This window comes from Solwaraspora sp. WMMA2065 (assembly GCF_030345075.1).
In the GTDB taxonomy this organism is placed as follows: Bacteria; Actinomycetota; Actinomycetes; order Mycobacteriales; family Micromonosporaceae; genus Micromonospora_E.
Genome location: NZ_CP128361.1, coordinates 3,603,303 through 3,629,343, shown reverse-complemented (window position 1 = coordinate 3,629,343; position 26,041 = coordinate 3,603,303). Strand labels below are relative to the sequence as shown.

At 70.4% G+C, this 26,041-nt stretch carries 20 protein-coding genes; 9 read left to right on the top strand and 11 right to left on the bottom strand.

Annotation, left to right across the window (positions count from 1 at the left end):
- Window positions 1–117: 117 nt before the first annotated feature.
- On the bottom strand, window positions 118–852 hold the full coding sequence (locus O7610_RS16445; RefSeq protein WP_281551624.1) for a TetR-like C-terminal domain-containing protein: 735 nt from the start codon (window positions 850–852) through the stop codon (window positions 118–120).
- Window positions 853–971: 119 nt separating this feature from the next.
- On the opposite strand from O7610_RS16445, the gene O7610_RS16440 reads away from it, so the two are divergent.
- From O7610_RS16440 to O7610_RS16430, 3 genes are all read left to right on the top strand, one after another.
- A complete protein-coding gene (locus O7610_RS16440) occupies window positions 972–2,324 on the top strand; it encodes a carotenoid oxygenase family protein (RefSeq protein WP_281551623.1) in 1,353 nt (450 codons plus the stop codon).
- A gap of 96 nt (window positions 2,325–2,420) precedes the next feature.
- Window positions 2,421–3,032, top strand: coding sequence for a hypothetical protein (locus O7610_RS16435; RefSeq protein ID WP_281551622.1), 612 nt, complete (start codon window positions 2,421–2,423; stop codon window positions 3,030–3,032).
- Complete coding sequence (locus O7610_RS16430; protein WP_281551621.1) at window positions 3,022–3,651, top strand: copper resistance CopC family protein; 630 nt, start codon at window positions 3,022–3,024, stop codon at window positions 3,649–3,651. Before O7610_RS16435 ends, O7610_RS16430 begins: the two co-directional genes overlap by 11 nt.
- A 123-nt stretch (window positions 3,652–3,774) precedes the next feature.
- On the opposite strand, the gene O7610_RS16425 is transcribed toward O7610_RS16430, so the two are convergent.
- Together O7610_RS16425 and O7610_RS16420 are read right to left on the bottom strand one after the other, a co-directional pair.
- Window positions 3,775–4,650 (bottom strand): SDR family NAD(P)-dependent oxidoreductase, encoded by an 876-nt coding sequence (locus O7610_RS16425; protein WP_281551620.1) that lies wholly within the window; start codon window positions 4,648–4,650, stop codon window positions 3,775–3,777.
- A 25-nt stretch (window positions 4,651–4,675) separates the two neighbouring features.
- Window positions 4,676–5,275: a carboxymuconolactone decarboxylase family protein gene (locus O7610_RS16420; protein ID WP_281551619.1), complete on the bottom strand. Its 600-nt coding sequence runs from the start codon at window positions 5,273–5,275 to the stop codon at window positions 4,676–4,678.
- Between the two features lie 443 nt (window positions 5,276–5,718).
- Between O7610_RS16420 and O7610_RS16415 the strand changes: the two genes are divergently transcribed.
- Both O7610_RS16415 and O7610_RS16410 read left to right on the top strand, forming a co-directional pair.
- Entirely contained in the window at window positions 5,719–6,645 is a 927-nt protein-coding gene (locus tag O7610_RS16415) for a carboxymuconolactone decarboxylase family protein (protein ID WP_281551618.1), read from the top strand.
- A 418-nt stretch (window positions 6,646–7,063) separates the two neighbouring features.
- The gene (locus O7610_RS16410; protein WP_289211310.1) at window positions 7,064–7,876 is read left to right on the top strand and encodes a helix-turn-helix transcriptional regulator; all 813 of its coding nucleotides are present in this window, start codon (window positions 7,064–7,066) and stop codon (window positions 7,874–7,876) included.
- A gap of 279 nt (window positions 7,877–8,155) precedes the next feature.
- On the opposite strand, the gene O7610_RS16405 is transcribed toward O7610_RS16410, so the two are convergent.
- Window positions 8,156–8,950 carry a maleylpyruvate isomerase family mycothiol-dependent enzyme gene (locus tag O7610_RS16405; RefSeq protein ID WP_281551617.1) on the bottom strand — a complete coding sequence of 265 codons (795 nt, stop codon included), beginning with the start codon at window positions 8,948–8,950 and terminating at the stop codon, window positions 8,156–8,158.
- A 37-nt stretch (window positions 8,951–8,987) separates the two neighbouring features.
- Window positions 8,988–10,076 carry an NAD-dependent epimerase/dehydratase family protein gene (locus O7610_RS16400; protein ID WP_281551616.1) on the bottom strand — a complete coding sequence of 363 codons (1,089 nt, stop codon included), beginning with the start codon at window positions 10,074–10,076 and terminating at the stop codon, window positions 8,988–8,990.
- A gap of 328 nt (window positions 10,077–10,404) precedes the next feature.
- Here O7610_RS16400 and O7610_RS16395 point away from each other — a divergent pair, with 328 nt between their 5' ends.
- Complete coding sequence (locus O7610_RS16395) at window positions 10,405–11,391, top strand: DUF1702 family protein (RefSeq protein WP_281551615.1); 987 nt, start codon at window positions 10,405–10,407, stop codon at window positions 11,389–11,391.
- On the top strand, window positions 11,388–12,758 hold the full coding sequence (locus tag O7610_RS16390) for a cytochrome P450 (protein ID WP_289211309.1): 1,371 nt from the start codon (window positions 11,388–11,390) through the stop codon (window positions 12,756–12,758). Before O7610_RS16395 ends, O7610_RS16390 begins: the two co-directional genes overlap by 4 nt.
- Window positions 12,759–12,944: 186 nt before the next feature.
- Here the strand turns inward: O7610_RS16390 and O7610_RS16385 are convergent, their stop codons facing one another.
- From O7610_RS16385 to O7610_RS16365, 5 genes are all read right to left on the bottom strand, one after another.
- Window positions 12,945–13,406, bottom strand: coding sequence for a flavin reductase family protein (locus tag O7610_RS16385; RefSeq protein ID WP_475050152.1), 462 nt, complete (start codon window positions 13,404–13,406; stop codon window positions 12,945–12,947).
- Window positions 13,407–13,534: 128 nt separating this feature from the next.
- Window positions 13,535–14,020 carry an acyl-CoA thioesterase gene (locus tag O7610_RS16380; protein WP_281551612.1) on the bottom strand — a complete coding sequence of 162 codons (486 nt, stop codon included), beginning with the start codon at window positions 14,018–14,020 and terminating at the stop codon, window positions 13,535–13,537.
- A gap of 3 nt (window positions 14,021–14,023) precedes the next feature.
- Complete coding sequence (locus O7610_RS16375; protein ID WP_289211308.1) at window positions 14,024–19,870, bottom strand: type I polyketide synthase; 5,847 nt, start codon at window positions 19,868–19,870, stop codon at window positions 14,024–14,026.
- Window positions 19,871–19,883: 13 nt separating this feature from the next.
- Window positions 19,884–20,879 carry an enediyne biosynthesis protein gene (locus O7610_RS16370; RefSeq protein WP_281551610.1) on the bottom strand — a complete coding sequence of 332 codons (996 nt, stop codon included), beginning with the start codon at window positions 20,877–20,879 and terminating at the stop codon, window positions 19,884–19,886.
- The gene (locus O7610_RS16365; RefSeq protein WP_475050155.1) at window positions 20,876–22,783 is read right to left on the bottom strand and encodes a CRTAC1 family protein; all 1,908 of its coding nucleotides are present in this window, start codon (window positions 22,781–22,783) and stop codon (window positions 20,876–20,878) included. The genes O7610_RS16370 and O7610_RS16365 overlap by 4 nt, the downstream gene beginning before the upstream one ends.
- A 520-nt stretch (window positions 22,784–23,303) precedes the next feature.
- Between O7610_RS16365 and O7610_RS16360 the strand changes: the two genes are divergently transcribed.
- Together O7610_RS16360 and O7610_RS16355 are read left to right on the top strand one after the other, a co-directional pair.
- The gene (locus O7610_RS16360; RefSeq protein WP_281551608.1) at window positions 23,304–23,618 is read left to right on the top strand and encodes a hypothetical protein; all 315 of its coding nucleotides are present in this window, start codon (window positions 23,304–23,306) and stop codon (window positions 23,616–23,618) included.
- Between the two features lie 209 nt (window positions 23,619–23,827).
- Window positions 23,828–25,381 carry an NAD(P)-binding domain-containing protein gene (locus tag O7610_RS16355; protein ID WP_281551607.1) on the top strand — a complete coding sequence of 518 codons (1,554 nt, stop codon included), beginning with the start codon at window positions 23,828–23,830 and terminating at the stop codon, window positions 25,379–25,381.
- 29 nt (window positions 25,382–25,410) lie between these two features.
- On the opposite strand, the gene O7610_RS16350 is transcribed toward O7610_RS16355, so the two are convergent.
- Window positions 25,411–26,010 (bottom strand): nitroreductase family protein, encoded by a 600-nt coding sequence (locus tag O7610_RS16350; protein WP_281555703.1) that lies wholly within the window; start codon window positions 26,008–26,010, stop codon window positions 25,411–25,413.
- Window positions 26,011–26,041: the final 31 nt, after the last annotated feature.

Here is a 26,041-nt window from a genome sequence, read left to right as displayed (position 1 = left end):
TGTCGAGTTGGCGATCCTGGGCGTTTTCGCAGGGCTGGATGCGCATCCATCGCAGGGACCTTCACGTCCCCCGATGAGCATCACATTTGCCAATTCGTGGTGCTTCTCCGCCGTTGCTCAGGGTGTTACTTCTCCGGTATTGCTCAGGGCGCTGTCTTTCTGGCTCGCCGACGCAGACGCCGACGCAGGTGCCGACGCCGACGCCGGCCGTGGCGGTCGGCGGCGGCGGGCCCGAGCCAGCGAGATCATGGTGGCTTCGTGTTTGTCGCCGGCGCCCACCATCAGCGAGCGCAACTGGGTCTCGAAGCACAGGTCGGCGTCGTACGGGTCGATCAGGTAGCCGCCGAGTTCGAGGGCGACCAGACCGTGCAACGCGATCCACATGGTCTGCCCGACGAGCAGCGGATCGGCCGGTCGGAACCGGCCCTGCTCAATGGCCCGGGACACGGCGTCGACCAGCGGCTCCAGGGTGTACCGGCCGTGCTGGCGGTCACCCTCGCCGAGGGCGAACCCGCCGAGTGCCGAACTGCCGAACATGACCAGGTAGAGCTGCGGGTGGTCGAGGGCGTTGGCGCGGTACGCGTACCCGAGCGCCATCACGTCGGCCACGGCGTCGTTGGTGGCCCGGACGGTCGCCATCCGCCGGTGCAGCCGGGCGAAGCCCTCGTGCACCATCGCCCGGACCAGGTTGTCCATCCCGCCGTAGTAGGTGTAGACGACGGTGGTCGACGTGCCGACCTCGGCGGCCAGCCGGCGGGTGGTCAGCGCGGCCGTGCCCCCTTCGGCCAGCAGCCGCGCGGCTGCTTCGAGCAGGGCGGCGGCCAGCTGCGGATCGACCCGGCGCGGACTCACATTGACATGATCTCACGCCCGGCGTACCGTCGAGACATAACGTTGTTACGTAACTGCGAAACGTAACGCTGGTGCGTAACGATGCCGTCCAGGTCGCGTACGGCCGGTGGAGGCCCCCGATGAGCGTCGTCACCCACTCACCCCTGACTCCCGCGACCGTCCGCCGGGACAACCGGCGTCCCGTCGCTCACGAGACGACCGGCACCGACCTGGTCGTCAGCGGTCGGTTGCCCGCCGAGCTCGACGGCTGCCTGGTCCGGATCGGCCCCAACCCGACCCGATCCGACCCGCGGGCCCACCCGCTGGTCGGCGACGGCATGGTGCACGGTGTGCGACTGCGGCACGGTCGGGCGCTGTGGTACCGCAACCGGTGGGTACGCAGCGACAGCGTCGCCCGTACCCGCGGTGAACTCCCCATCCCCGGCCCCCGGCACGGGCTGAGCGACAACGCCAACGCCAACGTGATCCGGCACGCCGGCCGTACCCTCGCGCTCGGCGAAGCCGGCGTCCTGCCGATCGAGCTCGACGGCGAGCTCGACTCGGTGGCCCGGATGGACTTCGACGCGACCCTGCCGCACGGCTTCACCGCGCACGCCGAGACCGACCCGGTCACCGGGGAGCTGTTCGCCGTCGCCTACTACCACGACCTGCCCTACGTCGAACACCTGGTCGTCGGCGTGGACGGCCGGGTGCGGCACAGCACCCGGATCGAGGTGGCCGGCACTCCGCTGATGCACTCGGTGGCCCTGACCGACCGGCACACCGTGCTGTTCGACCTGCCGGTCGCCTTCGACCCGGCTCTGGCCCACGCCGGATCCCGGTTCCCGTACGCCTGGTCCGCTGGTCGGCCGGCCCGGATCGGCCTGCTGCCCCGGGCCGCCGCCGGGCCGGCCGTGCGCTGGTTCGAGGTCGATCCGTGTTACGTCTTCCACCCGGTGAACGCCTACGAGACCGCCGACCGGTGCGTAATCGACGTCGTACGGCACGAGCGGGTCTTCGACCGGGACCGCCGGACACCCGGTGAGTGCGCCCCGACGCTGTGGCGCTGGACCCTCGACCTGACCAGCGGGTCCGTCGCGGCCGAACAGCTCGACGACATTCCGCAGGAGTTCCCGCGCATCGACGACCGGCGCAAGACGACCCCCTACCGGTACGCGTACACGGTGGCGATGCAGGACGGTACCGGCACGCTGGGCGGCTCGGCGCTGCTGCGGCACGATCTGGACGGCAGGGACGTGGCGGTGCACGACTTCGGGCCGTACCGGGAGGCGGGGGAGGCCGTCTTCGTGCCGCGTGGCCCGGTCGGCGCAGAGGATGACGGCTGGCTGCTCACCTATGTGTACGACGCCCGGGTCGACCGCAGCAGCCTGGTGGTGCTCGACGCCGCCGACTTCACCGGTGAGCCGGTGGCCGTGGTGCACCTGCCGGTACGGGTGCCCAGCGGCTTCCACGCCAACTGGATCGCCGGCTGAACATGCCCAACTAGGCAATCTCCAATATCCACGACGTCATGTTGCCAGCTAGCTTCGCGACAGGATGTCATGCCTGGCTCACGGAAGGTATGTCAAATGGCCCATTCCGCTGCCCATCCCGCCCCCCATCCCGCTTCCTCCAGTTCCCCCGGCCTGGTGGCCCGGCTCAACGGCGCACACCACAAGCTGGCCCTGAACGGTTTCCTCGTCGTCGTCCTCGCGCACTGGGCCGAACACCTGGTCCAGGCGTACCAGATCTGGGTGCTCGGCAGCCCCCGGCCGCAGGCCCGGGGCGTGCTCGGCCAGTGGTTCCCCTGGCTGGTCAGCTCCGAGTGGCTGCACTACGGGTACGCCATCGTGATGCTCGTCTTCCTGTTCCTGCTCCGCCCCGGGTTCGCCGGACGGGCCCGGACCTGGTGGACCATCGCACTGGCCATCCAGTTCTGGCACCACATCGAACATCTGCTGCTGCTGATCCAGGCGCAGACCGGCACCATCTTCTTCGGCCAGCCGGTGGTGACCAGCGTGGTGCAGTTGATCGTGCCCCGCGTCGAGCTGCACCTGTTCTACAACTCGGTGGTCTTCATCCCGATGGTGATCGCGATGTACCTGCACCTGCGCCCGAACGAGCGGGATCGGGAGCAGATGAGCTGCAGCTGTGCCGGCCACCGGTCGGAAGTCCGACCGCTCGCCCCCCATGCGGCCTGACCCCCGCCCAGGCGTACCAGCCGCTGCTCTCGGGCTGACCGGCGTCGTCGCGGCGGCCGCCGCAGTGGCCGGCGTCGTCGCCGTGGTCGCCGCGGTGCTGCTGGCCACTCCCGGCAGCGCCCGTGCCGACGACGGCAGGCTGCTCCTGGCGGACCCGCCGGTCGGCGCGGCGCTCAGCGTCGCGCCGACCGGCGTGACGCTGTCCTTCACCGACACCGTGCAGCCGGAACTGTCTCACGTCGAGGTGTTCGACGGCGCCGGCGACGAGGTCACCGACGGCGACTACCGGCAGGTCGCCCCGGACCGGGTGCACCAGCCGGTGCAGATCGGTGCCGACGGTGACTACACCGTTGCGTACCACGTGACGTTTCCCGACGGTTCGGACGTGACTGACGTCTACCGGTTCAGCGTGGGCACCGGCGTGCCGCCGGCCGCGCTGGACGCCGCGACCCGGGAGGCCCGTACCGACGCGGTGTCCGAACACGCCCACCAGATCGACGGATTCAGCGCGACCCTGCTGGTCATCGACGGGCTGGTGCTGTTCGTGGTGATCGCGCTGCTGTGGCTGCGGCCCCGCGACGGCCGGCCGACGTCACTGCGCTACCGCGATCCTGACTGACGAATCAGACAGCGGGACGGGGTACGCCGGCGGTCGACGTGCCGGACCGACTGATCGGCGCCGGCGGTTTCGACCGCCGGCGCCGATCAGTTCGTGGGCCATGGCCACGGCCCACGGCCACGGTCAGGGGATGGGGAAGAACGCGCGGACGAACCGGTCCCAGTTGCGGTCACCGATCGTCGCCCGCATCCGGGTCAGCAGCCGGGCGGGTATCCCGAGTCGGTACCGGACGCGCGGGTTGGGGTGGGTGACCGCGGTCTCGATGACCTTGGCTACATGCTCGGCGCGGACCGCCATCTTGCCGCGCAGCGGCGGGTTGTCGCTGAGCCGGTACGCCTGGTGCCACTGTACGAAGTAGTCCCAGAAGTCCTTGTACAGCGCCGGGTTGCCGTGCGACTGCATGCCGAGGTCGGCGACGCTGTCCGGGACGAAACCGCCGAGGATCGGCGACGGCTCGATCAGCACCACCTTGATGTCGAACCGGGCCACCTCGTGTCGCAGCGAGTCGCCGATCGCCTCCAACGCGTGCTTGGTGGCCTGGTAGTAGCCCCGACCTGGCGTCGCGAACAGTCCGAAGATCGACGACATCAGCACCACCCGGCCACCGCCCTGCTCCCGCATCCCGGGCAGGACCATCTGGGTGAGCCGGCACAGACCGAAGACGTTCGTCTCGAACTGGGCCCGTACCTCGTCCATCGGGGTCTCCCCGATGGTGCCGTTGAGGCTGTACGCGGCGTTGTTGATCAACGTGCCGACCGCGCCGTGTTCGTCGGTGATCCGCTTGACCGCAGCGGCCATCGACTCCTCGTCGGTGACGTCGAGATGCATCACGGTGATGCCCTCGGCGGCCAGATCGGCCAGCGCGTCGACGTTGCGGCCGGTGGCGTAGACCGGCCAGCCGGCTCGGTGCAGGCGCAGCGCGGCCGCCTTGCCCGAGCCGGACGACATGCCGGTGCCCGACGACGCACCGGTCAGCAGGATCGCGCGGGATCGTGTCACGACCGGACTCCTCTCCGACCGGAGGTCACTCGTCGCCCTGTCGGGCGATCCGGCTGCGGTCGGTTGACGTACCCAACCCGGTCGCGTCGACCAGCCGGTTGATGAAGGCGAACAGGCTGGCGCAGAAGACCGCCTCGAGCATCTCGGCGTCGCTCCAGCCGGCGGCGGCGGCCTGTTCCCAGTCGGCGTCGGTGATCTTGTACGCGCCGGTGCTGACCTTCTCGACCAGCTTCATCAGCGGCCGGGTCCGCTCGTCGACCGGCAGCTCCTCGGCGGTCGAGGCGGTCGAGACGGCCTCGACCAGCTCCTCGCTGCCACCGAACTCGCTGAGGAACCAGCTGTGCGTGCCCACGCAGTACGGGCAGCCGTTCAGCTTGGACGTCCAGGCCGAGATCAGCTCTTTGAGATCGCGGGGCAGGGTGTCGCCCTTGAAGATGCCCCCGTAGCCGGCGACGACCACCTCGAGCAGCCGAGGATTGGTCGAGGTGAGCCGGAACATGTCCGGCACGAACGGCAGCCCGGTGACTGCCTTGATCTGCTCGTAGAGTTCGGCGGTGCGGCCTTCGGCGTGCTCCTCGTCAATCAGCGGGACCCGGATTCCCGGCTGCTTTGTCGTCGTTTCCATTGAGTGTTCTCCTCAGTGGGTGAGCGGGTGCCGGGCCTGCCCGTGCGTCAACCCTCCACACCAGACCCGAACCGGGGGCGAGACCTGCCGTGCCAGCCCCGACAGTGGCACACGGCGCAGCGGGCAGCACCTGTGGCAACGGTCGACAGGCATTTTGGTCGCCTCATGATGGCATGTACCGCAGGGGGTCGTGCTCTCCCAGATTGCCTAGTCGGCGCACCATTTTGAAGACCGGCGAAAGGAGGGCGGGATCTCCGATAGCTCTGGCTACGTGGCAGTATCAACCGATAGCCTGTCACCAATCAATTGGAACGGATGAGGTCATGATGCCGGGAAGTCTGATGCGTCCGGTGCTGAGCGGCCTGGGGCTGACTCAGATTCGCTACGTCTCCGCAGTGCGGCGAGGAAGGGCGAGTGGTCTCGTGTCTCAGGTGTACCGACAGATGGAAGGCGACTTCGGGGTGCTCGCGCCGCCGGTGGCCCTGCATGCTGCGGCACCTGAGATGCTCGCCGCGGCGTGGCTGGTGCTGCGCGAGACGTTGATCGTGCCCGGGCTGGCGTCCCGGGCGGCCAAGGAGGCGGTGGCCACCGCCGTCTCGGCCGGCAACGCCTGCCCGTACTGCGCCATGATCCACAACAGCGCGCTCACCGTGCTCGGTCCGGGCCGGCGCGACCAGCCCGCGACGAACGCCCCGGAACTGGACGTCTTCGTCGAATGGGTGATGTCGGTGGACCATCCGGGCAGGCCGGTCGATCCTCAGTTTCCGGCCGAGCAGCTCGCCGACCTGGTCGGTGTGGCGGTGTTGTTGCACTACCTCAACCGGATGGTGAACGTGTTCCTCCGTGACGTACCGCTACCGCCCAAGGTGCCGGAGTTCACGCTGCCGCCGGTGCTGTGGGTGCTCGGTCGTCAGATGGCCGGTGCCGCCCGTCAGGCGCACGTACCCGGGGCCGCCCTCGGCCTGCTGCCCGCCGCCGACCTGCCCGCCGACCTGTCCTGGGCGGCTGACAACGACACCGTCGCCCAGGCGTACGCGCGGGCCTGCGCCGCGATCGACGACGCCGGCGCCCGCGCGCTGCCGGCGAACATCCGCGCCCTGGTGTCGGACAATCTCGCCCGGTGGGGTGGCGGGCCACGTGGGATCAGTCGGGTCTGGGTCGAGGAACTGATCGCGCCGTTGCCCGCCGACCAGCGGCCGGTGGCGCGGCTGGCGCTGCTGGTCGCCTTCGCCTCCTACCAGGTGGATCCCGCCGTCATCGAGCGCTGCCGGCAGGTCGGCGCCGACGACCGTACGCTGGTCGAGCTCTCCTCCTGGGCGGCGATGGCGGCGGCCCGGCGGGTGGGCAATTTGCTCCCGATGCGGGGGTAGGCGACATTCCGTTCGGACAGAAAGGGTATCGCCGAGTAATGCGGGTATCCGCTACGGATGGTGATCGGCGCCCGGCCATTGATAGAGCAAGAAAGTCGAAATTTGGCTGCACTTATTGTTCTCGATTTATGGTAGGGTCTTAAGTCATCCGGACCGGTCAGGGCCTAGATGGTGGAGCGATGTTCGACACTTTCCTGCCTCCCGTGAGCCGCCGCGCAGCCAAGCGGCGTGTTGGCGATTACCCTCGGTGTACCGCTCCCGCCGCACCCCGCCAGGGTGGTGGCGGCGTGGTGGTGCCTCTGAGCTGGGGCAATGGGTTTGTGTCGATGCTCCCGGAATCTGCAGTGGGTGACCAGCGCGCGAGCGCACTGTTCGAGAGGCGACCTCGTCGTCTACAGCCGAATGGAGTTGATCCGCAGTGCCTAACGCCGTCGAACGGGCTATTGCCATCATGTGGGACCGCTACCACGAGCCACTCTCACTCGACGCTATGGCCGATTCTGCCTTTCTGAGTCGTTTTTACTTTTCCAGATTGTTTCGGTCCAAGACGGGCACGTCGCCCGGCCGCTTCCTGACAGCGATCCGGCTGTACAAGGCGAAACACCTGCTGCTGGAGACCGACATGAGCGTCACCGACATCGCCTACGCCGTCGGCTACAACAGTCTGGGCACCTTCATCAGTCGGTTCACCCGCAGCGTCGGCATCTCGCCGGCACGCTACCGGTGGCTCGCCGAGCACGGCATCCCACAGTTGTCCCAGCCCCGGTCGGCCGGCAGCCGGCGAGCTGCCACGATCAGCGGAAAGGTCGTGCTGCCGCCGATCGACGTTCCGGTCAAGGTCTACGTCGGAGTGTTCGACAGCCCGATCGTGCAAGGGCTGCCCGCCGCCTGCGACATCCTCGAGGCGTCCGGCGACTACCTGCTCACCGATGTTCCGGAAGGCGAATGGTACCTGAGGGCAGCCGCGATCGCGCTGGACGACATCACCGCCCGCCCATCGACCCGACGTCCGCTCGCGGTCGGCGCGCACGAGCCGTTGTCGGTGACGGTCGGCACCGATCTCACCGTCGACCTGGAACTGCACGCCACCGGCGTCTTCGACCTGCCCATCCTGATCGCACTGCCCGAACTCGACGGGCACGTGACCGGTTCCCGGAGCCGTCGGTCCCGCGGCCGTGACGAACGGCGCGTCGCCGGGCGGACCCGGGTGGTCGGCGCGATCCGATCGTGACCCGAAGGTCTGCCCTCACCCGGCCGGTGGCGCACGCTGCCGGCCGGGCGACGTCGATACATGTGCTTCCGACTGCGGGGTCGAGGGATCCGCAGCGACGTCTTCCGTCGGTGCTTCTGAAGACGTGATGCCGCAGGCGCATCAGAATGCACCTGCGGCATCAAGCTCAACGAGTACCCCCGACCCGGTGCGGTGACACTGCGTTCGCCGGCGAGGCAACGGCCCCTGGCGGTGGTGTCAGCGGCCAGCGACCTCGGCCAGCGACGTCGGGCGGTGACGTCAGCGGACGGGGACGACGAACGGTCCCCAGGTGAACGCCGCGAGCCACGGTGCCGGGTCCGCGCTCCAGCGCAGCGCGCGGATCCGTTCCTCGGTCAACCGGCCGGACATCGCCTGGTAGACGTCGTGCCAGGAGCCGGCGACGGTGGCCGCGGGCGCACCCTCGCCGATCGGCCACTGGCCGAGGTCGGTCTCCACCCGCAGCGCCGGCAGGCCGCGGTTGCGGGTCGACAGCGATAGTCCTTTCGCCAAGATGCCCATCGCTATCGGCAGCGCCGGGTGCTGCGGTGCCGGCGGATCCACCCCGAGCGCCCGGCGTAGATCCAACTCGTGGGTGAACGCGTCCATTACGAGAATGCCCCGTCGGACGGTGAACGGTTCGCCGAGGAACTGCTCGACCGGCCCGCTCAACCGCGTCCAGTCGTCGAGGAGCTCGCCGATCCCACCGGCCGGCAGCGGTGCGGTCGCGCGGTCCGACGGCAGCAGTGAGAACTGGATGCCGGCCGGCGTCGGTCCGCCGCCGGTGCCTTCCGTCGCCGTCTCACCCGCGGCGATCCGCTCATACACCCGGGCACAGACCTGGACCAGGTGGCTGGCCAGGTCCGCGATGCTCCAGTCCGGGCAGCCGGGTACGGCCGCAGCCAGGTCCGGCGGACCCGCGGTGAGCAGCTCGGTCACGTTCCGGCGGACCTGCCGGTACCCGGCCGCAGCCGGTCCGGTCGGAATCGGCCCGGCGGGATCCGGCCCGGCGCCCGAGACACCCGACTCGGCGCGGACGGAGTCGCTTTCGGACATGCTTGCCTCCCTGGTACGGCCGTGTCGCCACGGCGGATCACTGTCGGTCGGGCAATGGCCGTCCGGCCGGGTCGGTCGACGCCCGTCCGGCCTGCCCGGCGGAGAGCCGCCCGGTCCGGTGCAGCCAGCGCACCGTGTCGGCGACCGTTCGGCTGAACGGACGGGCGGGCGGCCCGACCAACGGCTCCTCCTGCGGCGGGTGCGCCGCGCAGGCGCAGACGTAGCAGGCGCCGTACTCAGCCGGGATGTGCCACGGCCAGACCCGCTGCACCAGGTCGGTGAGCCGGGCGAACGGCAACATCGCCCGGGCCGGCAGGAACACCGTCGGCAGCCGTCGCCCGGTCACCGCGCGGACGGTGGCCACGTAGTCGCGGGTGCTGACGTACCGTCCCGGCCCGAAGTGCCGGTCCAGGCCGTCGCTCGGCGCGGTGAGCAGCGCCGCGTGCAGGGCGGCGGTGTCGCGGACGTCGCCGGCCGGGAAACCGCCGGTTGGCCAGACCGGCATCATGCCGCGCAGCACGTACCGCAGCCGGGCGGTCTGGTCGCCGACCTTCGGGTCGTCCGGACCGAGCAGCGCCGGCGGGTAACTGATCACCACCGGCGCGCCCTGCTCCTGGTGTCGGCGGGCGACCCGTTCCGCCGCCGCCTTGCTGGCCAGGTAGGGCTCGCTGGCGGTGCCGACCGGCGAGCGCGGGCCGAGCAGCGAACTCGGGCCGTGCGCAGCGCTCGGATCGAGCGGCGAGCCGGCCGCCGGCAGCAACGCGCCCACCGTGGACACGTACACCGTACGGGCCACCCCATGGTTACGCGCCGCCGCCAGCACCAGCTCGGTTCCGCGTACGTTGGTCCGCCGGGTCGCGGCGTGCCGCCGGCTGTCGAACGAGTAGACCGATGCGGCGTGCACCACCGCGTCCGTGTCCCGGACCGCCCGGTCGACTGCGACCGCGTCGGTGACGTCGCCGAGCACCACGTCGACCGCTGTCTCGGGCACTCCCAACGGCGCCATGGCCCGGGACACCCCGGCGGGGTCGCGGGCCAGCACCCGGACCCGATGGCCGGCGGCGAGGGTGGCCGCGACCGTGTGCGCGCCGACGAATCCGGTGCCGCCGGTGACCAGGACCAACATCGGTCTCCTCCATTTCTGGAATCCACCCATGCGCCATGGTCGGATATCGTCCGCCGACCGGGCCGATAACGGCGCCTGAGCAAAACAAATCTCCCGTACCGGCGTGGAGTGCCCGTACAGGTTGTCGCTCGATGTGTCGTACGACAATTTCGTTGGTGTCGGTCCGGTCTGATCGTGCCCCGGCGAGCGACGGTGGTCTTCTCTCATAGTGCCGTTGTTGACGCTACTTAGCTGCAGGTCACAGGGCAATCGGGAAGTGGCGTCCGCACTGTCGCACCGGCACGATCAATGATGATGCTTGTCTGATCTGGATGAATGGGAGCGATAGGTGACCGGAATCATCCGAGGGCTCCGGCAACGGGTCCTGACCCCTGACATTTCGCAGACCCGGGTATCCGTTCGTGGCTTCCACGACAAAGGGCCGGAAGCAGTTGAGGTTCTGGAATCCGTCGGTGCCTCGTTCCTCGCCGGGCTCTCCTCAGCCGCCGGTGCTCGGCGGGTCACCGACGTCGACACCGACCTCGCTCCGCTGCCGACCCGCTTCCAGGGGTTCGCCTACGAGGGCGCGGCGATGGGCTTCGCCCTGGTCGACGCGATCACCCCGGGGAAACCCCGGCGCAGCGCCGAGTTCCTCGCCGGGACCGGCGACCGGCACGTCTACATGGCGTACGTCGGCATCGGCTGGGCGATGGCCCGACTGCCCCGGTTCCTCTGGGGCCGGGCCAGCGCCGCCGCGACCGACCCGTTGCTGCGCTGGCTGGTGCTCGACGGGTACGGCTTCCACCAGGCGTACTTCCACACCGCCGAGTACGTCGTCAACCGGCGGACGGTGCGCGGCTTCCCCTGGCCGTCGGAAGGCCCGACGTGGTACGCCGACCGCGTCGTGGACCAGGGCATCGGCCGGGCCATCTGGTTCGTCGCCGGCTCCGACCCGACGCGCGCCGCGGACCTGATCGACGCGTTCCCCGTCGCCCGGCACCAGGACCTGTACAGCGGCGCCGGCCTGGCCGCGACGTACGCCGGCGGCGCCACCGAGGAGGAGCTTGCCCTGTTCCTGCGCCGCTCCGGCGACCATGCCCCGTTCGTCGCCCAGGCCAGCGCGTTCGCAGCCCAGGCCCGGGTCCGCGCCGGGCTGCTGATGCCGCACACCGAGCTGGCCACCGAGGTGTTCTGCCGCACCGGTGCGGTCGAAGCGGCCCGGATCACCGACGAGGAGATCCCGCCCGTCACGGCGGAGTCCGACCTGCCGGCGTACGAGATCTGGCGGTGTGCGATTGCCGCACGGTTCCGCGCCGACGTCGGGGCGCAGCCGTGACGGCGCTCGCCGACCAGCCCAGCCGGCTGCGTCCCCCCGGGCCGTCACCCTGGTCGGCACCGGCCCTGCTGGCCCGGATGGCCCGTAACCGGTTGGATGTGATGCGGTCGGTGTCGGCCCGCTACGGCGACGCCGTCCGGCTGCCGCTGGGGCCGAAGACCCTGTACTTCTTCAACCACCCCGACCACGCCAAGCACGTGCTCGCTGAGAACCCGGGCAACTACCACAAGGGGATCGGGCTGGTCCACGCCCGCCGTACCCTCGGTGACGGCCTGCTGACCAGCGAGGGTGAGCTGTGGCGCAAGCAGCGCAAGACGATCCAGCCGGTGTTCCAGGCCCGGCGCATCGCCCGGCAGGCCGGCGCGATCGCCGAGGAGGCGGTCGGGCTGGCCGACCGGCTGCACACCATGGTCGGCCGCGACGAACCGGTCGACATCCGTCACGAGATGACCGACCTGACCCTCGGGGTGCTGGGCCGGACCCTGCTCGACACCGACCTGGGTGAGTTCGGCGGCATCGGCGACGCGTTCGAAGCCGTCCAGGACCAGGCCATCTTCGAGATGATGTCGCTGGGCGCGGTGCCGACCTGGGTGCCGTTGCCCCGGCAGCGGCGGTTCCGCCGGGCCCGCGCCGAGCTGCAGGACGTCGTCGACCAGCTGGTTGCCCGGCGGCGGGCGGCCGGCGGCATCGCCGAACGCGACGATGTGGTGTCCCGGCTGATCGGATCGACCAACGAGGAAGCCGATCCGCAGGTCGCCCGGCAGCGGATGCGCGACGAGCTGGTGACCCTGCTGCTGGCCGGTCACGAGACCACCGCCAGCACCTTGACCTGGGCGTTCCATCTGCTCGACCGGCATCACGACGTCTGGGAGCGGGTGCACGCCGAAGCGGTCGAGGTGCTCGGCGACCGGACACCGGTCTACGAGGACCTGCACCGGCTGCGGTACACCGCGATGGTCGTCGACGAGGTGATGCGGCTCTACCCGCCGGTCTGGCTGCTGCCCCGGATCGCCCAGGGCGACGACGTGGTCGGTGGCTACCATGTGCCGGCCGGCGCTGACCTGGTGCTCTGCCCGTACACCCTGCACCGGCATCCGGATTTCTGGGCGCATCCGGACCGGTTCGACCCGGACCGGTTCGACCCCGACCGCAGCACCGACCGGCCCCGGTACGCGTACATCCCGTTCGGCGCCGGCCCGCGCTTCTGCGTCGGCAACAACCTGGGGCTGATGGAGGCGGTGTTCGTTATCGCCTGCGTGGCGCGTCGGCTGCGGATGTCGGTGCAGCCCGGCTACCGCCTGGTTCCGGAACCGATGCTGACCCTGCGGGTCCGGGGCGGCCTGCCGATGCGGGTCCACGAGGCCTGACCGGCCCACCCACCTGACACAGCCGGCGCTCGCATCTGCGAGCGCCGGCTGCGTCGTGTCCGGCCCGCGACGGTCCACCGGGCGTCCGAGGCGAACTGCGACGAGTCCGAGGCGACTGCGACTCCACCACGAAGGACCGGGCGGTCCCGCGCACAGCGGGACCGCCCGGTCGGGTGGCGGGTCGGGTCAGCCTCGGCCGGCGACCTCGACGAACCGGCCACCGTGGAACAGCAACGCGTCGTGGCCGTCACCGCGGCCGGTGCCCAGCACCGAGCCGAGGAAGATGGAGTGGTCGCCGCCGTCGTAGACGGCGGCCAGCTTGCACTCCACCCAGGCCAGGCTGCCGGAGATGATCGGTGCGCCGGTGTGCCGCCCCGCCCAGTGGTCGACCGTCTCGAACTCCCGCTCGTCGCGCGGCCGCGACGAGCTGGCGAAGTAGCGGGCCAGCCCTTCCTGGTCGGCACCCAGGATCGACACCGCGAAGGTGCCCTGGGCCAGGACCGTCGCGTGCAGCACCGCGGTGCGCTTGACGCACACCAGCACCAACGCCGGCTCCAGCGATACCGAGGAGAACGCGTTCGCGGTCATCCCGTGCGGCAGGTCGGTCCCGGACGTCACCAGGGTGACGCCGGTGGCGAACATCCCCATCACGGTGCGCAGCTCGGCGTGGTCACCCTTGCCCGTACCGTTGGATCCGGCCGCCCCGACCGTACCGTTGGATCCGGCGGATCCGGCCGTTGCGACGCCCGGCACGGTCTGCTTGTCGGTAGCCACGGTCAGCCCTCCCTGACGTCTTCGAGCACCCGGCGCTGCCCGTTGCCGTTACCGTTGCCGCCGGTGACGGCGTAGTGCGACAGCGCGATCCGCAGCGGATCCGGCACCCGGGCCGGGCGGGTGTCGGTGTTCGGCCCGCGCATGCACGCGATCCGCTGCCGGCCGCGGGCGACCAGCTCCTCGAAGCCGTCGCGCAGCCGGACGTAGTCGAACGCGAAGCCGATCTGGGTCTGGGTCAGGTCCTCCAACCGCATCCGGATCGACAGCTCGTCGAAGGCGCTGATCTCGGCAAAGAACTCACACTCGCACTTGAGGGTGAACAGCTTGAGATCGTCCCGGATGTCGGCCAGCACCTCCGGCGCGCGGTCCCGCAGGAACATCTCCCGGCACCGGCCCTGCCAGCGCAGATAGTTGACGTAGTAGACGTTGCCCACCAGGTTGGTCTCCTCGAAACCCACCAGGTGCCGGTACTCGTAGTAGGACTCCATGACTCACCTGCCTCCGTCGGCGGACATCGCGAAGACCACCGGGTCGTCGACGCCCTGCAGCGCGGTGGTGAAGGTGGCGATCCGGGTGGTTCCGGATCGCAACGCCACCCAGCCGGCCGGTGCGTTCGGCTCGGCGGCCAGGTCGACCCGCGCGTGGCCGTTCTTGCGCAGACACTCGACGGCGCCCCACACCCGGGTCGCCGACACCGACAACTCCTCGCCGTGTTCCCGGGCGACCAGCCTGGCCAGCGCCAGGTTCTCCGCGCCGAGCAGATCGGCCCACTCCTCGTCGGAGCGGCCGGCGGCCACCTCGACGTCGCAGCCGACCGCCGCCGGTCCGGTGACCGCCACGGTCACCCCGGCGCCGTGCGACGCCGAGATCTGCGGCCCGCCGGTGACCTCCGGTTTGCCGTCCGGCCGGTAGCGCACCTGCGCGTCGCCGCCCAGCGCCCAGCTGACCGCCTTGCGGGTCTGCTCCCGCCGGTCGGCCACCTCGGTAGCTTGCGGGTCGTCCGGGCGGACCACCACCCGCAGGTCGGTCGGCAGGAACGCGCCGACCCGTCGCTCCAAGTAGGGCCCGACCAGCGCCGGGAGCCACGGACCGGAACCGTCCAGCTTGCGTACGGCGTGCAGCCGCAGCCCCACCCACCGTTCGACGAGGTTGCCGTCCGGGTCACAGACGTCCACGTCGTACAGGTATGTGTCGCCCTCCCGGGACCGTTCCAGCGCGTGGATGGTGACGCTGTCCAGGGTGGCGGCGACCTTCGCGTCGGCCAGGTGCAGCCGTTCGATCGCCCCCGGCAGCAGCGTGGCGTCCGGGACGCAGCACTGCAGGGCGTGCATCACCGTGTCCCGGGTGCCGGGGTCGCCGAGCACCAGCTCGCCCGGCCGGAACCGGGCGAACCATGGCGCCACCGACCGGTTCGACACCCGCGCCACGCAGCTGGTGGCGGCCAGATCCAGATAGCCCTGCAGCCGCTGGAACCGCGACCCCTGGAACAGCACCGGCCCGTACAGCTCACTGGCCGGGTCGATGGGCAGCAGCTCGGTGGCCGCGGTCGCCGGCCGTACCTCGGGCCGGGCCGGCAGGTCGTAGCGCAGCCTGGCCCGGAAATGATCGGCCGCGAACCCGGTGTCGCTGCTGCGGACCACTGCGTCGACGGCACCGTCCGGCGCGGCGAGCACCGCGATCCGGATGGTGTTGCTGCCGTCCGGCGGGACCACGATCGGCCGGAGCAGTTCGACGTTCTCCAGCACCGGCGTCTCGATCCGCCCGGTCAGCGCCCGCGCCGCCTGGGCCATCGCCTCCATGCCGAGCACCGCCGGCAGCAGCAGGTCCCCGTCGAGCAGGTGGTCCGGCAGGTAGAGGTCGTCGTCGGCGGTCAGGTCGGCGTCGACGATGAGCTCGACGCCCGGGTAGTGAACCTGGGGCCGGTCGACGAAGCGCAGCAGCGGCAGCTCCCGCCGCTCCATGGTGACCGTCGGCAGCCCGTCGGAGCGGCTCATCACCACCATCGCCTGCGGCGCGGACGGGCTGGCCAGCACCTCCTTGAGGATCGCGATGCCGTCCTCGACCGGGATCGGGGAGATGCCGTCGCGGGTCAGCGACTCCAGCACCCCGAGCCGTTCACCCATCCCGGCACCCGACCACACCGACCATTCCAGGGCGAGGCAGCGGATGTGCGGGTGGTCCTCGCCGACCTTGCGGGTCAGGTCGGTCATCCAGTCGTTGGCGGTGGCGTAGTGCGCCTCGCCGCGCAGCCCGGCCCGGCCGATGATGCTGCCGAAGGTGATCAGCAGCCGCAGCGCCTGCGGGTCGGTCGCGGCGAGCACCGCGTCCAGGCCGTCGATCTTCGGAGCCAGGGTACGGCGGAAAGCGGCCTCGTCGAGCGCGGCCACCGGTGTCGGCTCGTTGCGTCCGGCTCCGTGCAGCACCCCGGTGACCTGGCCGAGCGCCTGCTCGACGGCGTTCACCGCCGCCTTCACCTGGTCCACTGCGGTGATGTCGGCCCGGGCGTAGTGGAACCGGACACCGGCGGCCCGCAACCGGTCAAGGTTGGCGGCCAGTTCGGCGTCGTCGGCCGGGTCGGAGCGGCCGAGCAGGCCGACGGCGGTGCCGGTGTCCCGGCCCAGCGCCAAGGCGCACTCGGCGGTGATGCCCTTGCCGCCGCCGGTGACCAGCAGCACGTCGTCCGGGCCGATCCCGGCACCGCCGTTGGGTGGCAGCTGGATCGGCCGCAGCACCGGTTCATACCGCTCACCGGCGGCGTCGTAGTGCACCTCGCTGAACCCGGTCGTCGCACCGACGTCGGCGACGAGCCGGCGCACCAACTCGTCGCGCCCCTCGGCGCGGTCCGCCGGATCGTCGTCGACCGTCGGGTACTCCGGCAACGGCAGCAGCACCACCGTGGTGTCGATATCCGGATGCTCCTGGTGCAGCGTCTTGGCCAGACCGGCGGCGGACCGCCGGTCACCGACCGCGACGAACCGGACCGGCCCGCCGGCGGACAGCGCCGCGCGGGCGGCCCGCAGCAGCACCGGGACATGCTCCGGCTGGCCGTCGCGGGGCAGACAGAGCAGCACTCCGTCGCCCACCCCGGCCGTGCCCAGCGCTGCCGCCAGTGGCTCGGCGAGCGGGTTGTGACCGGCGGTGAAGACCTGCCAGTCGCCGTCGACACCCGACCCGGCGAACGGGGCGACCCCGGTGGGCACCAGGTCCACGGCGAACGCCCGGACCCAGGGAGCCACACCGGCGACGACCGGCTCCGCGTCGTCGCCGGCCGGTGCGGCACCGGCGGCGTCGTCGAGGATCTGCGCGATCTCGGCGACCGTAGCGGTGGCGTAGCTGGAGGTCAGCGTCGGCGCCGGTACGTCGAGTTCGCGGGCCGCCTGGTTGACGATCTGCCCGACGGTGATCGAGCTCAGATGCAGCTCGTCGAGGGGCCGGCTGTCCGGGCGTACCGCATCCAGCGGCAGCTCGGCCCGTTCGGCGGCGAGCCGACGGAGCACCTCGAGACTGTCCGCACCGGAGCGCCCCGCCGCCTGGTCCCGGGAGCTGTTCGCGGATCCCGCGGCGTGATCGGCCGGCTGGGCTCCGGCCTGCCGGGCGACGGCGAAGTCGCCGGCCGGGGCCGACTCGGCCGGGCTGGCGAGGAAGCGCAGCGGCCGACCGGGTTCCAGCGGTCGGGTGAACCGGCCCTGAAACAACGCATCGTGGTCGATCACCGCGCCCAGCGCGTACGCGGCCCCGACGGCGTTGAGCAGCCCGGACAGCGACAAGCTGTCGGTCTCCAGCGAGATCGTCGGCACGTCCGGGGCGATCTCGCCGGCCAGGCCGCGCAGGATCCGACCCGGACCGATCTCCAGCAGCAGGTCACTGGTCTCGGCGAGCCGGCTCACCGCCTGGGTGAACCGCACCGGGTCGAGCACCTGCCGGCGCAGCAGGTCGACGACGTCGGTGTCGGCCGGCAGCGGCTCACCGGTGACGGTGGAGACCATCGACCTGGCCAGCGGGGTGAACGACTGACCGGCCAGGTGTTCACCGAACGCCACCGCGGCCGGGGCGACCGCCTCGGAGTGGAAGGCGTGCGACACGGCGATCCGGGTCCAGAACAGGCCCTGCCGTTCGGCTCGGGCACCGACCTGCTCGACTGCGGCGACTGGGCCGGAGACCACGGTCTGCTGCGGGCTGTTGTAGCCGGCGATCACCACCGCCGTACCGGCGAGCAGCGGCTGCACCACCTCGGGCGCGGCGGAGATGCTGGCCATGGTGCCGTCACCGGCGCTGGCGTCGGCCATGATCCGGCCTCGGGCGGCGGCCGTGGCCAGTAGCGTCGGCTCATCCATCGCCCCGGCCCAGTGCAGCGCGGTCAGTTCACCGAGGCTGTGCCCGGCGGCACCGGTGGCCTCGATGCCCACCATGGACAGCACCCGCAGACCGGCGACAGATCCGGTGACGATCCGTGGCTGGGCGACCGCCGTGGCCACCAGGTCGGCACCGGCCGGTGGCTGGTACGTCCGGTACAGCGTGTCGACGTCGGCGAACCGGCGACGCAGTGCGCCACCGTCGGCCCGCCGCCCGGCACCCTGCCCGGGGAACAGGTACCCGATGCGCGGGTTGCCGCCAGCGGCGCCGAGGAACACGCCGTCGGCGGCGTCGATGACCGTACGCTCACCGGCGGCGACCGCCTCCGCCAGCCGGCTGAGCCGGCCGGCGGCCTGTTCCGGGGAGCCGGCGACCACCGCGGCCCGGACCGGCTGGCCGGCCAACTGCCCGGCCAGCGCGGCGGCCAGGTCGCCGAGTTCGGCGTAGGACAGCCGGGCCACCCACGGGGCCAGCCCGGCGAGTCGTTCGCCGAGCTCCTGCGGGGTCCGGGCGTCGAACAGCAGCAGCTCGGTGTCCTGCCGGGACCGCACCAGCGCCGTGGTCGCGGTCCCGACCCGGGTCCGCCGGCTGGTCTCGGCGGTCTCCACCACCACGTGGGCGTTGATCCCACCGAAGCCCATCGACGAGACCGCGGCCCGGATCGGCTTGTCCGCCGGCCACAGCTCGGCGGCGGCCGGCACCCGCAGCGCGGGCTGCTCGACGTCCAGCTCCGGGTGGGTCTCGACGTGCCCGGTGGCCGGCGGGATCACCTGTTGGCGGACCGCCAGGATCGCCTTGAGCAGGCCGGCCACCCCGGCGGCGGCCTTGGTGTGGCCGAAGTTGCCCTTGACCGTACTGATCGCGGCCGGCTCGCCGTCCGGGGCCGCCTCTCGGCGGGCCTCGGTGAACGCGCGCAGCTCGGTGGCGTCACCGACGGCCGTCCCGGTGCCGTGTCCCTCCAGGTAGGCGACCGAGTCGATGCCGAAGCCGGCCCGCTGGTACGCCCGACGGATCGCCAGTCGGTGGCCGCTGGCCTCCGGCCGGGTGATGCCGCCCTTGCCGTCGGAGGAGTAGCCCCAGCCGGCGATGACCGCGTGCCGACGCAGACCCCGGGCGACGGCGTCCTCGTCGCGCATCAGCACCAGCATGCCGCAGCCCTCACCGGGCCAGAAGCCGTTGGAGTTGCGGTCGTACACCCGCATCTCGGCGGTGGCCAGCGCGCCGGTCTTAGCGAAGCCGATCACCTCGAACGGGTCGATGCTCAGGTCCACCCCGCCGGCGACCGCCGCGTCCAGCTCGCCGTTGCTCAGCGCGTTGCAGGCGGTGGCGACCGACAGCAGCGACGACGAGCAGGCACCGTCGACGGTGTACCCGCCGCCCTTGAAGTCGAAGTGGTTGCAAATCCGCCCGGCGATGGTGTTGGCCAGCCCACCGGCGAGGGTGTCCTCGTCGATCGGCGGGAACGGCGCCTTGTAGCGCGGCTCCAGATCGTCCAGGAAGGCGGTCACCGCGGTGTCGTCCCAGCCCTGCTCGCGCAGGGCCGCGCCGACCGTGCGCCGGACGTACGGCCAGCGCAGCCGCAGCAGGTTCGCCCGGCTGAACTCACCGGTCAGGGTATTGCCGATGACCACGCCGGTGCTGGCCGCCGGCAGCCCTTCACCGTCGGCGAAGCCGGCGTCGGCCAGGGCCCGGGCGACGGTGTCCAGGGCCAGCCAGTGGGTCATGTCGGTGGACCGGAAGGTGCTGCCGGCGATCCGGTACTTGACCCGGTCGAATTCGAACCCCTCCAGCACCGCCGCCTTGGCCGAGTAGAACCGGTCCGGCGCGGCCGGGTCGGGGGAGTAGTAGTCCTCGTGGTTCATCCGCTCGTCCGGCAGCCGGCGGAAGGCCCGGCGGCCGGTGAGCACGTTCTCCCACAGTTGGTTGGGGGAGTCGGCGTCGGGATACCGGCAGGCGATCCCGACCACCGCGATACGGTCACTCATCAGATACCTTTCCTCACGCCGTCGCGCCGGCCACCGGCGCGGGGGCGGGTGCCACCGCCGCCTGCTGCTGGGCGCGCTTACGCAGGTGAACCATCCACCAGTAGATGCCGCGGGCGCCGCAGACCACGACGACGGCGAAGAACAGCGTGTAGACGACGTTGAACAGCATCAGTACGCCGTAGACCATGGCCACCGACGACCCGAACATGAACTGGTGGATCGGCTTGACCGGGGTGGTCCCCGGGTCGGTGATCATGTAGTTGGTGAACAGCACGAACGCCACCCCGGCCATCACGCCGAGCGCCGAGAACAGTGCCACGTCCCAGATCCAGTGCCGCAGCAGCGCCTGGATGGCGAAGCCGCCCAGCCAGCCGACGATCAACGCCACCTTGCGGGTCAGCATGGCGTTGATCACCGTACCGGCGGTGACGATGATGATCGGGATCATGATCCGGAAGAAGGTGTTGGCACCCTCGGTGAACTGGTACGGCGGGGCGATCGAGATCCACGAGCCGAAGCAGACCAGGGCCACGGTGATGCCCAGGTTGGACGGGTTCATGTAGTGCCGCATCCGGCCGTACACCGGGGCCTGGAAGACGTACTTGCCGGTGACCCCGACGATCACCGCGAACGCGATCGGCAGGAACATGTCGTTGGCGTACAGCAGCATGTTGCAGGCCAGCGCGGTGATGTGGGCGGGCAGCAGGAACTCGTACATGCCGCGTCCGCCGCGCCCGGTGTACCGGGGTGCCCGCTGCTGCATCCGGGCGCTGAAGGTCTCGAAGACCAGCTCGGTGGCGTAGCCCACCAGCACCGCCAGGATCGGCCACAGCCACGGCTGCTCGAAGCCCAGGACGGTGTACCCGAGGATGTTGAACACGGTCATCGAGATGGCGAAGTTGCGCAGCGCCAGGTAGCGGCGGTCCGGCTCCTTCGCCGCCGGCGCGGGTGGACCGGCGGGGGCCGTCGTCGTGCCGACGGTCTGTTGGCGTTCGGCGGTCGTGGTCATCGGTTCGGAACCTCCTGGACACGGTCGGTCAGCACGAGGGTGTGCGTGCCGGCCGACAGCTGCTGAGTGGTGCTGTGCAGATCGCCGTCGAGGTCACGCCAGCGCAGGTCGACGGTGACCGGGCCGGTGGCGTCTCCGAGTCCGAGGTGGACATCGAAGCTGCGTTTGCCGCCGTGGCCACTGCCGCCGTCGAGCTGGGAGACCTGCCGGCGTCCGTCTGCGGTGGTGACCGTGACGGTGGCGCCGTAGGCCGGCGTACCGGGCAGGTCGGCGTCGGTGCCGTCCAGCGTCGGCCGGTACAGCCGCAGGTTGAGGTAGTCGCCGAGGTCCGGTGCCTCGTTGGTGTAGAACGCCGGGGCGGCCCACTGCCGGGCTACGGCCAGGTCGAGCGCGCCGGTCGCCCGGGTGTCGGCGGTGGCGATGCCGCGGGTCGGGATCGGCACGTCCAGGCCGAGCTGCTCGGTGATGTTGGTGAACTCGCCGCTGTCGGTCCGGGCGAAGAAGGCGAGCGGCTGGTCACCGGCGATGTCGTCGCCGGGCTGCATGTTCGGCCACATCGCCGGGTTGGAGAGCAGGTTGTCGTTGGACATCGCCATCTCCTGCAGCCACGGCCACCGGTCGATGTCGCCCTTGACGAAGCCGAGCGTCTGCACGACCTCCAGGTCACCGTCGTTGCGGAAGTCGGCGAACTTCACGTCCCAGCCCCAGCCGCTCCAGGCCAGGCCGAGCGGCCGGGCCTGCTGGATGAACGGCGCAGTACCGGCGGAGAGACTCTGCAGGGCCTCCTCCTCGGAGCCGGCCTGGTTCACCCAGACGAAGTTGCTCTCCTCCAACCCCCAGGCGGTGGTGATGTTGGAGACCACCATGTCGAAGCTGCCGTTCGCGTCCAGGTCGCCGAAGTCGACGCCCATCCCCTTGAACGAGTCCTTGCCCAGCTGGAACGACTTCGGCGTACCGTGGCTGCGCTCGCCGTACACCGCCTCGAACTTGATCTGACCGGGCCGGGAGACGTTGTGCAGCAGGGCGTCGAAGGTGAAGTCGTTCGCGACGTACATGTCCGGCAGGCCGCGACCGGTCAGGTCAGCGGAGCTCAGCGCCAGGGTCCAGCCGGTGCTCTTGGCGAACGGGACCGCACCGCGCTCCGGCACGAAGGTCACCGACGGCGTCTCGCCGGCGGTCGCCGCGTGCCAGCGCAGCACCTGCAGCCCGCCGCCGTTGGTCGCGGTGGAGAGCGAGTCGTTCATCTCGACGTTGTCCTGGCCGTCCGGGGCGAGCACATCGGACTCGGGGAAGTAGTTGCCAATCACCACGTCCGGCTTGCCGTCACCGTCGAAGTCGTTGACCGTGGCCGCGTTGGTGTGCCACTTCGGCCCGTGGTAGCGGCCGTCCGGCGAGTCCTGCGGCAGGATCTCCTGCCGGTGGTACGCGTCGTTGGCGGGCAGCTCGGTTCCGGCCTTGCGCAGGAACAGGATCGGCACCCGGCCCCAGTAGGTCACCATGATGTCCATCCGGCCGTCCAGGTTGTAGTCACCCGGCACGCAGCCCATCGGCGCCATCGTGTGGTCGATCGGCAGCGGCGCCGGGTCGAGCAGGAACGGCTCGAACCGGTCGGCGGCCGGTGCGGTCGGCGCGTAGGTGACCACCACCTCGTTGGTCCGCACGTCGACGAAGCACAAGCTGTTGGCCACCCCGTGGCCGGTCAGGTCGTTGACGGCGATGCTCGCGCCCACCGAGGAGATCCAGGACCGGATCTTGTGGTACGACTCGTTGACCTCACGGATGTTCCGTTTAGGTAGTTGGTCGTAACCTTCCGGATAGTCGATCTCAAGCTCGGTGAACCGGTACTTTTGGGCAACCTCGTCAGCGCCGGCCACCGACACGCGAGCATCGATGATGAAGAACATCACGACGAGAAGTAAGATCGCCGTTATCCCGGGGCTGATCGAGCGCAGGCGTTGACCCAGCACGGTCTGGTCTCCTTACTGCGGGAACCATCGGCTGTTGTCCAGGCCGACGGAGTTGACAGGGCGGACATCGTTGCCGCAACGCCGATCCGATGAATTTCCGGGAATGGCGTGCGGTGAACGGGAGCTCTCGCAGCTCCCGGCTCGCCGGGGGATCCTCCTGAAGCCGAGGGTGGGTGGAGATGGGGAGGCCGCGCGGCACGGTCGGCCACCGGGATCATCGTCCGACGGCCGTACGGTGCAGCGCTTCTTTCACATTGCCTCCGGTGATTCGCTGCATTCTGGGATCTGTCACAATCCGTCGCCGATCCGATCGGCTGGAAAGACGGCAATATTGCGAAACCCTCGGCGACAGGAGCTGGCTAGCCTGAGTGAGGTGTCGCATGACGCGTCATCCGGACACCGTGCACCGTCGTATTTCGGTCGGCTGTCCGGCTCACCGCGCAGAGAAGGAGCCGTCGTGTCTGTCGAGGGATTCTGGAAGGTTGCCGTGGCCACCCCGCTTGGTACCCGGCACACCGTGCTCGAACTGTTCACCAAGGACGGTGTGCTGCAGGGGATCTCCCGTGGGGAGAAGGAGGAACTGGTACTGCAGGACCTGCAGGTGGCCGACGACCGGCTGTCCTGGTTCCAGTCGATCACCAAGCCGATCCGGATGAATCTGGTGTTCGACGTCGTGGTCGACGGTGACGAGATGTCCGGCACCGCGAAGGGCGGCCCGATGCCGCCGGCGAAGGTCAGCGGCCGGCGCGAGCCGGCGACCCAGGCGGCCTGACCTCGGCCGCTGCGGCGATCCCGGGTGCCCGGCCTGTCCACCACGGCCGGGTTTCCGGGTGCCCCGGGACGTCCACCACGGCACGGAGATCGGATTGCCGACCGGGTCGCGCAACCGCCCCTCGGTCGGTCGTCGATGATCCGTATGACCGATTGACCTATGCGCATTTATCATAAAAAGTCATGGATATTCCGACCGGGGAGAGATCCATGACCGACGTGCCGCCCGCGACCACCCACCACCGGTATCTGATCGTCGGCGCCGGCCCGGCCGGGCTACAGCTCAGCTACTACCTGCAGCAGGCCGGCAGCGACTACCTCACACTGGAGCGATCCGATGGTCCCGGGGAGTTCTTCCGGCGGTTCCCTAGACACCGCGGCCTGATCTCGCTGAACAAGGTGCACACCGTCAGCGCCGACCCGGAGATCCGACTCCGCTGGGACTGGAACTCGCTGCTGCACGAGCCGTTCGAACTGCCCTTCTCCGACTACAGCCGGGAGTACTACCCGAGCGCCGACGACCTGGTCCGCTACCTGGCCGACTTCGCCCGGCACCACCGGCTGGCGATCCGGTACGGCGTCGGCGTCGAGCGGGTCGAGAAGACCGAGGACGGCTTCGTGGTGTCCGCCGGTGACCAGACCTACAGCTGCGAGTGCCTGGTCGTGGCCACCGGCTGGGGCCGGCCGAACATCCCCGACGTAACCGGTATCGAACACGCGGTCGGCTACGAGGCGATGAGCACCGACCCGGCGGACTACGCCGGCCACCGGGTGCTGATCCTCGGCAAGGGCAACTCGGCGTTCGAAACGGCCTCGGCGATCCTCGGCCACGCATCCATGGTGCACCTGGCCAGCCCTCGGCCGATGCGGCTGGCCTGGAACACCAAACACCCCGGGGACGTACGCGGCCATCACGGCGCGGTGCTGGACAGCTACCAGTTCAAGACGCTGCACTCGGTACTGGACTGCGTGGTCGACGAGATCCGCCCGGTCGGCGACCGCTACGAGGTGCACCTCACCTACACCCACGCCGACGGCGAGACCGCGGTGATGGAGTACGAGTCGGTGCTGCGCTGCACCGGCTTCGCCATGGACACCTCGATCTTCGGTGCCAGCGCCAGTCCGAAGCTGGTCCCCAGCGGCCGGATGCCGGCCACCGACCCGGACTGGCAGTCGGTCGACGTCGACGGCCTCTACTTCGCCGGCACCGTGGCCCAGGACCGCGACTTCAAGAAGGCGTCCTCGGCATTCATCGACGGGTTCCGGTACAACCTGCGGACCCTGACCGCGCTGCTGCGCGAGCGGTACGAGGCTGCGCCGCTGGGCTTCGACAAGGTCTCCGCCGACCCGGACTCGTTGACCCGGGCGGTGCTGGACCGGGTCAACTGGAGCTCGGCGCTGTGGACCCAGTTCGAGTTCCTGGTCGACGCCCTGGTCGTCGACCAGGCAACCGGTCACGTCCGGCACTACCACGACCTGCCGGAGGACTACGCGGTACGCCGATTCGGCAGCGAGAGCCACTACTACACGTTCGGGCTGCGCTGGGGGCGGGACGACTACCCGGACGTCTTCTCGATCGAACGTCACCCGCAGCCCGACCGGGCGTCCGAGAGCGCCTTCATCCACCCGGTGGTGCGCCGCTACCGGGGCGGCGAACTCGTCGAGGAGCTGCACCTGCTGGAGGACCTGCTGGCCGAGTGGCGTCGACCGGACCGGCACATCCAGCCGCTGACCCGGTTCTTCACCGCCGACCTGCACCGCTGACCCTCCGGGAAACCTGGTACCACTGCCGCCTACCGGCGGACCAGGACCTCAGACAGCGGCTTGCGGGTCAGCTGCGGCACGGTCACCCCGGCCGCCGGGTAGCCGACCGGCATCACCACGCAGGCCCGTTCCTCAGCGGGGCGTTCGCAGATCTCGTTGAGGAACTTCATCGGGCTGGGCGTGTGGGTGAGGGTGGCCAGCCCGGCCAGGTGCAGCGCGGTGATCAGCACCCCGGTGGCGATGCCGACCGACTCCTTGACGTAGTACGGTTTGGGCGAGTTGGGCCCCCGGTGCACCTCGAACACCACGATGACCACCGGGGCGGTCTCCAGGAACGGCTTCTGCCAGTCGGTGCCCATCGGCGCCACCGCCCGCAGCCACTCGGCGGACGCCCGCCGGGTGTAGAACTCCAACTCCTCCGCCTCGGCGGCCTGCCGCAGCCGGCGCTTGCGCTGCGGGTCGGTGAGCACGACAAACCGCCACGGCTGCAGGTTCGCGCCGCTGGGCGAGCAGGCCGCCGCCCGTACCGCGTCCTCGATGACCTCCAACGGCACCGGGTCGGGCGCGAAGTGCCGCACCGAGCGGCGGCTGGCCATCTGGTCGGCGAACCGGCGGGCGGTGACACCCATCGCGGCCGGGTCGAGCCGGTCGAGATGGAAC

Excerpts from the sequence above, each read along its gene's own strand:
- O7610_RS16440 (WP_281551623.1), top strand. The coding sequence starts at position 972 with ATGAGCGTCGTCACCCACTCACCCCTGACTCCCGCGACCGTCCGCCGG.
- O7610_RS16435 (WP_281551622.1), top strand. The coding sequence starts at position 2,421 with ATGGCCCATTCCGCTGCCCATCCCGCCCCCCATCCCGCTTCCTCCAGT.
- O7610_RS16430 (WP_281551621.1), top strand. The coding sequence starts at position 3,022 with ATGCGGCCTGACCCCCGCCCAGGCGTACCAGCCGCTGCTCTCGGGCTG.
- O7610_RS16420 (WP_281551619.1), bottom strand. The coding sequence starts at position 5,275 with ATGGAAACGACGACAAAGCAGCCGGGAATCCGGGTCCCGCTGATTGAC.
- O7610_RS16415 (WP_281551618.1), top strand. The coding sequence starts at position 5,719 with ATGGAAGGCGACTTCGGGGTGCTCGCGCCGCCGGTGGCCCTGCATGCT.
- O7610_RS16405 (WP_281551617.1), bottom strand. The coding sequence starts at position 8,950 with ATGTCCGAAAGCGACTCCGTCCGCGCCGAGTCGGGTGTCTCGGGCGCC.
- O7610_RS16400 (WP_281551616.1), bottom strand. The coding sequence starts at position 10,076 with ATGTTGGTCCTGGTCACCGGCGGCACCGGATTCGTCGGCGCGCACACG.
- O7610_RS16385 (WP_475050152.1), bottom strand. The coding sequence starts at position 13,406 with ATGGGGATGTTCGCCACCGGCGTCACCCTGGTGACGTCCGGGACCGAC.
- O7610_RS16380 (WP_281551612.1), bottom strand. The coding sequence starts at position 14,020 with ATGGAGTCCTACTACGAGTACCGGCACCTGGTGGGTTTCGAGGAGACC.
- O7610_RS16375 (WP_289211308.1), bottom strand. The coding sequence starts at position 19,870 with ATGAGTGACCGTATCGCGGTGGTCGGGATCGCCTGCCGGTATCCCGAC.
- O7610_RS16370 (WP_281551610.1), bottom strand. The coding sequence starts at position 20,879 with ATGACCACGACCGCCGAACGCCAACAGACCGTCGGCACGACGACGGCC.
- O7610_RS16365 (WP_475050155.1), bottom strand. The coding sequence starts at position 22,783 with ATGTTCTTCATCATCGATGCTCGCGTGTCGGTGGCCGGCGCTGACGAG.
- O7610_RS16355 (WP_281551607.1), top strand. The coding sequence starts at position 23,828 with ATGACCGACGTGCCGCCCGCGACCACCCACCACCGGTATCTGATCGTC.
- O7610_RS16350 (WP_281555703.1), bottom strand. The coding sequence starts at position 26,010 with ATGGGTGTCACCGCCCGCCGGTTCGCCGACCAGATGGCCAGCCGCCGC.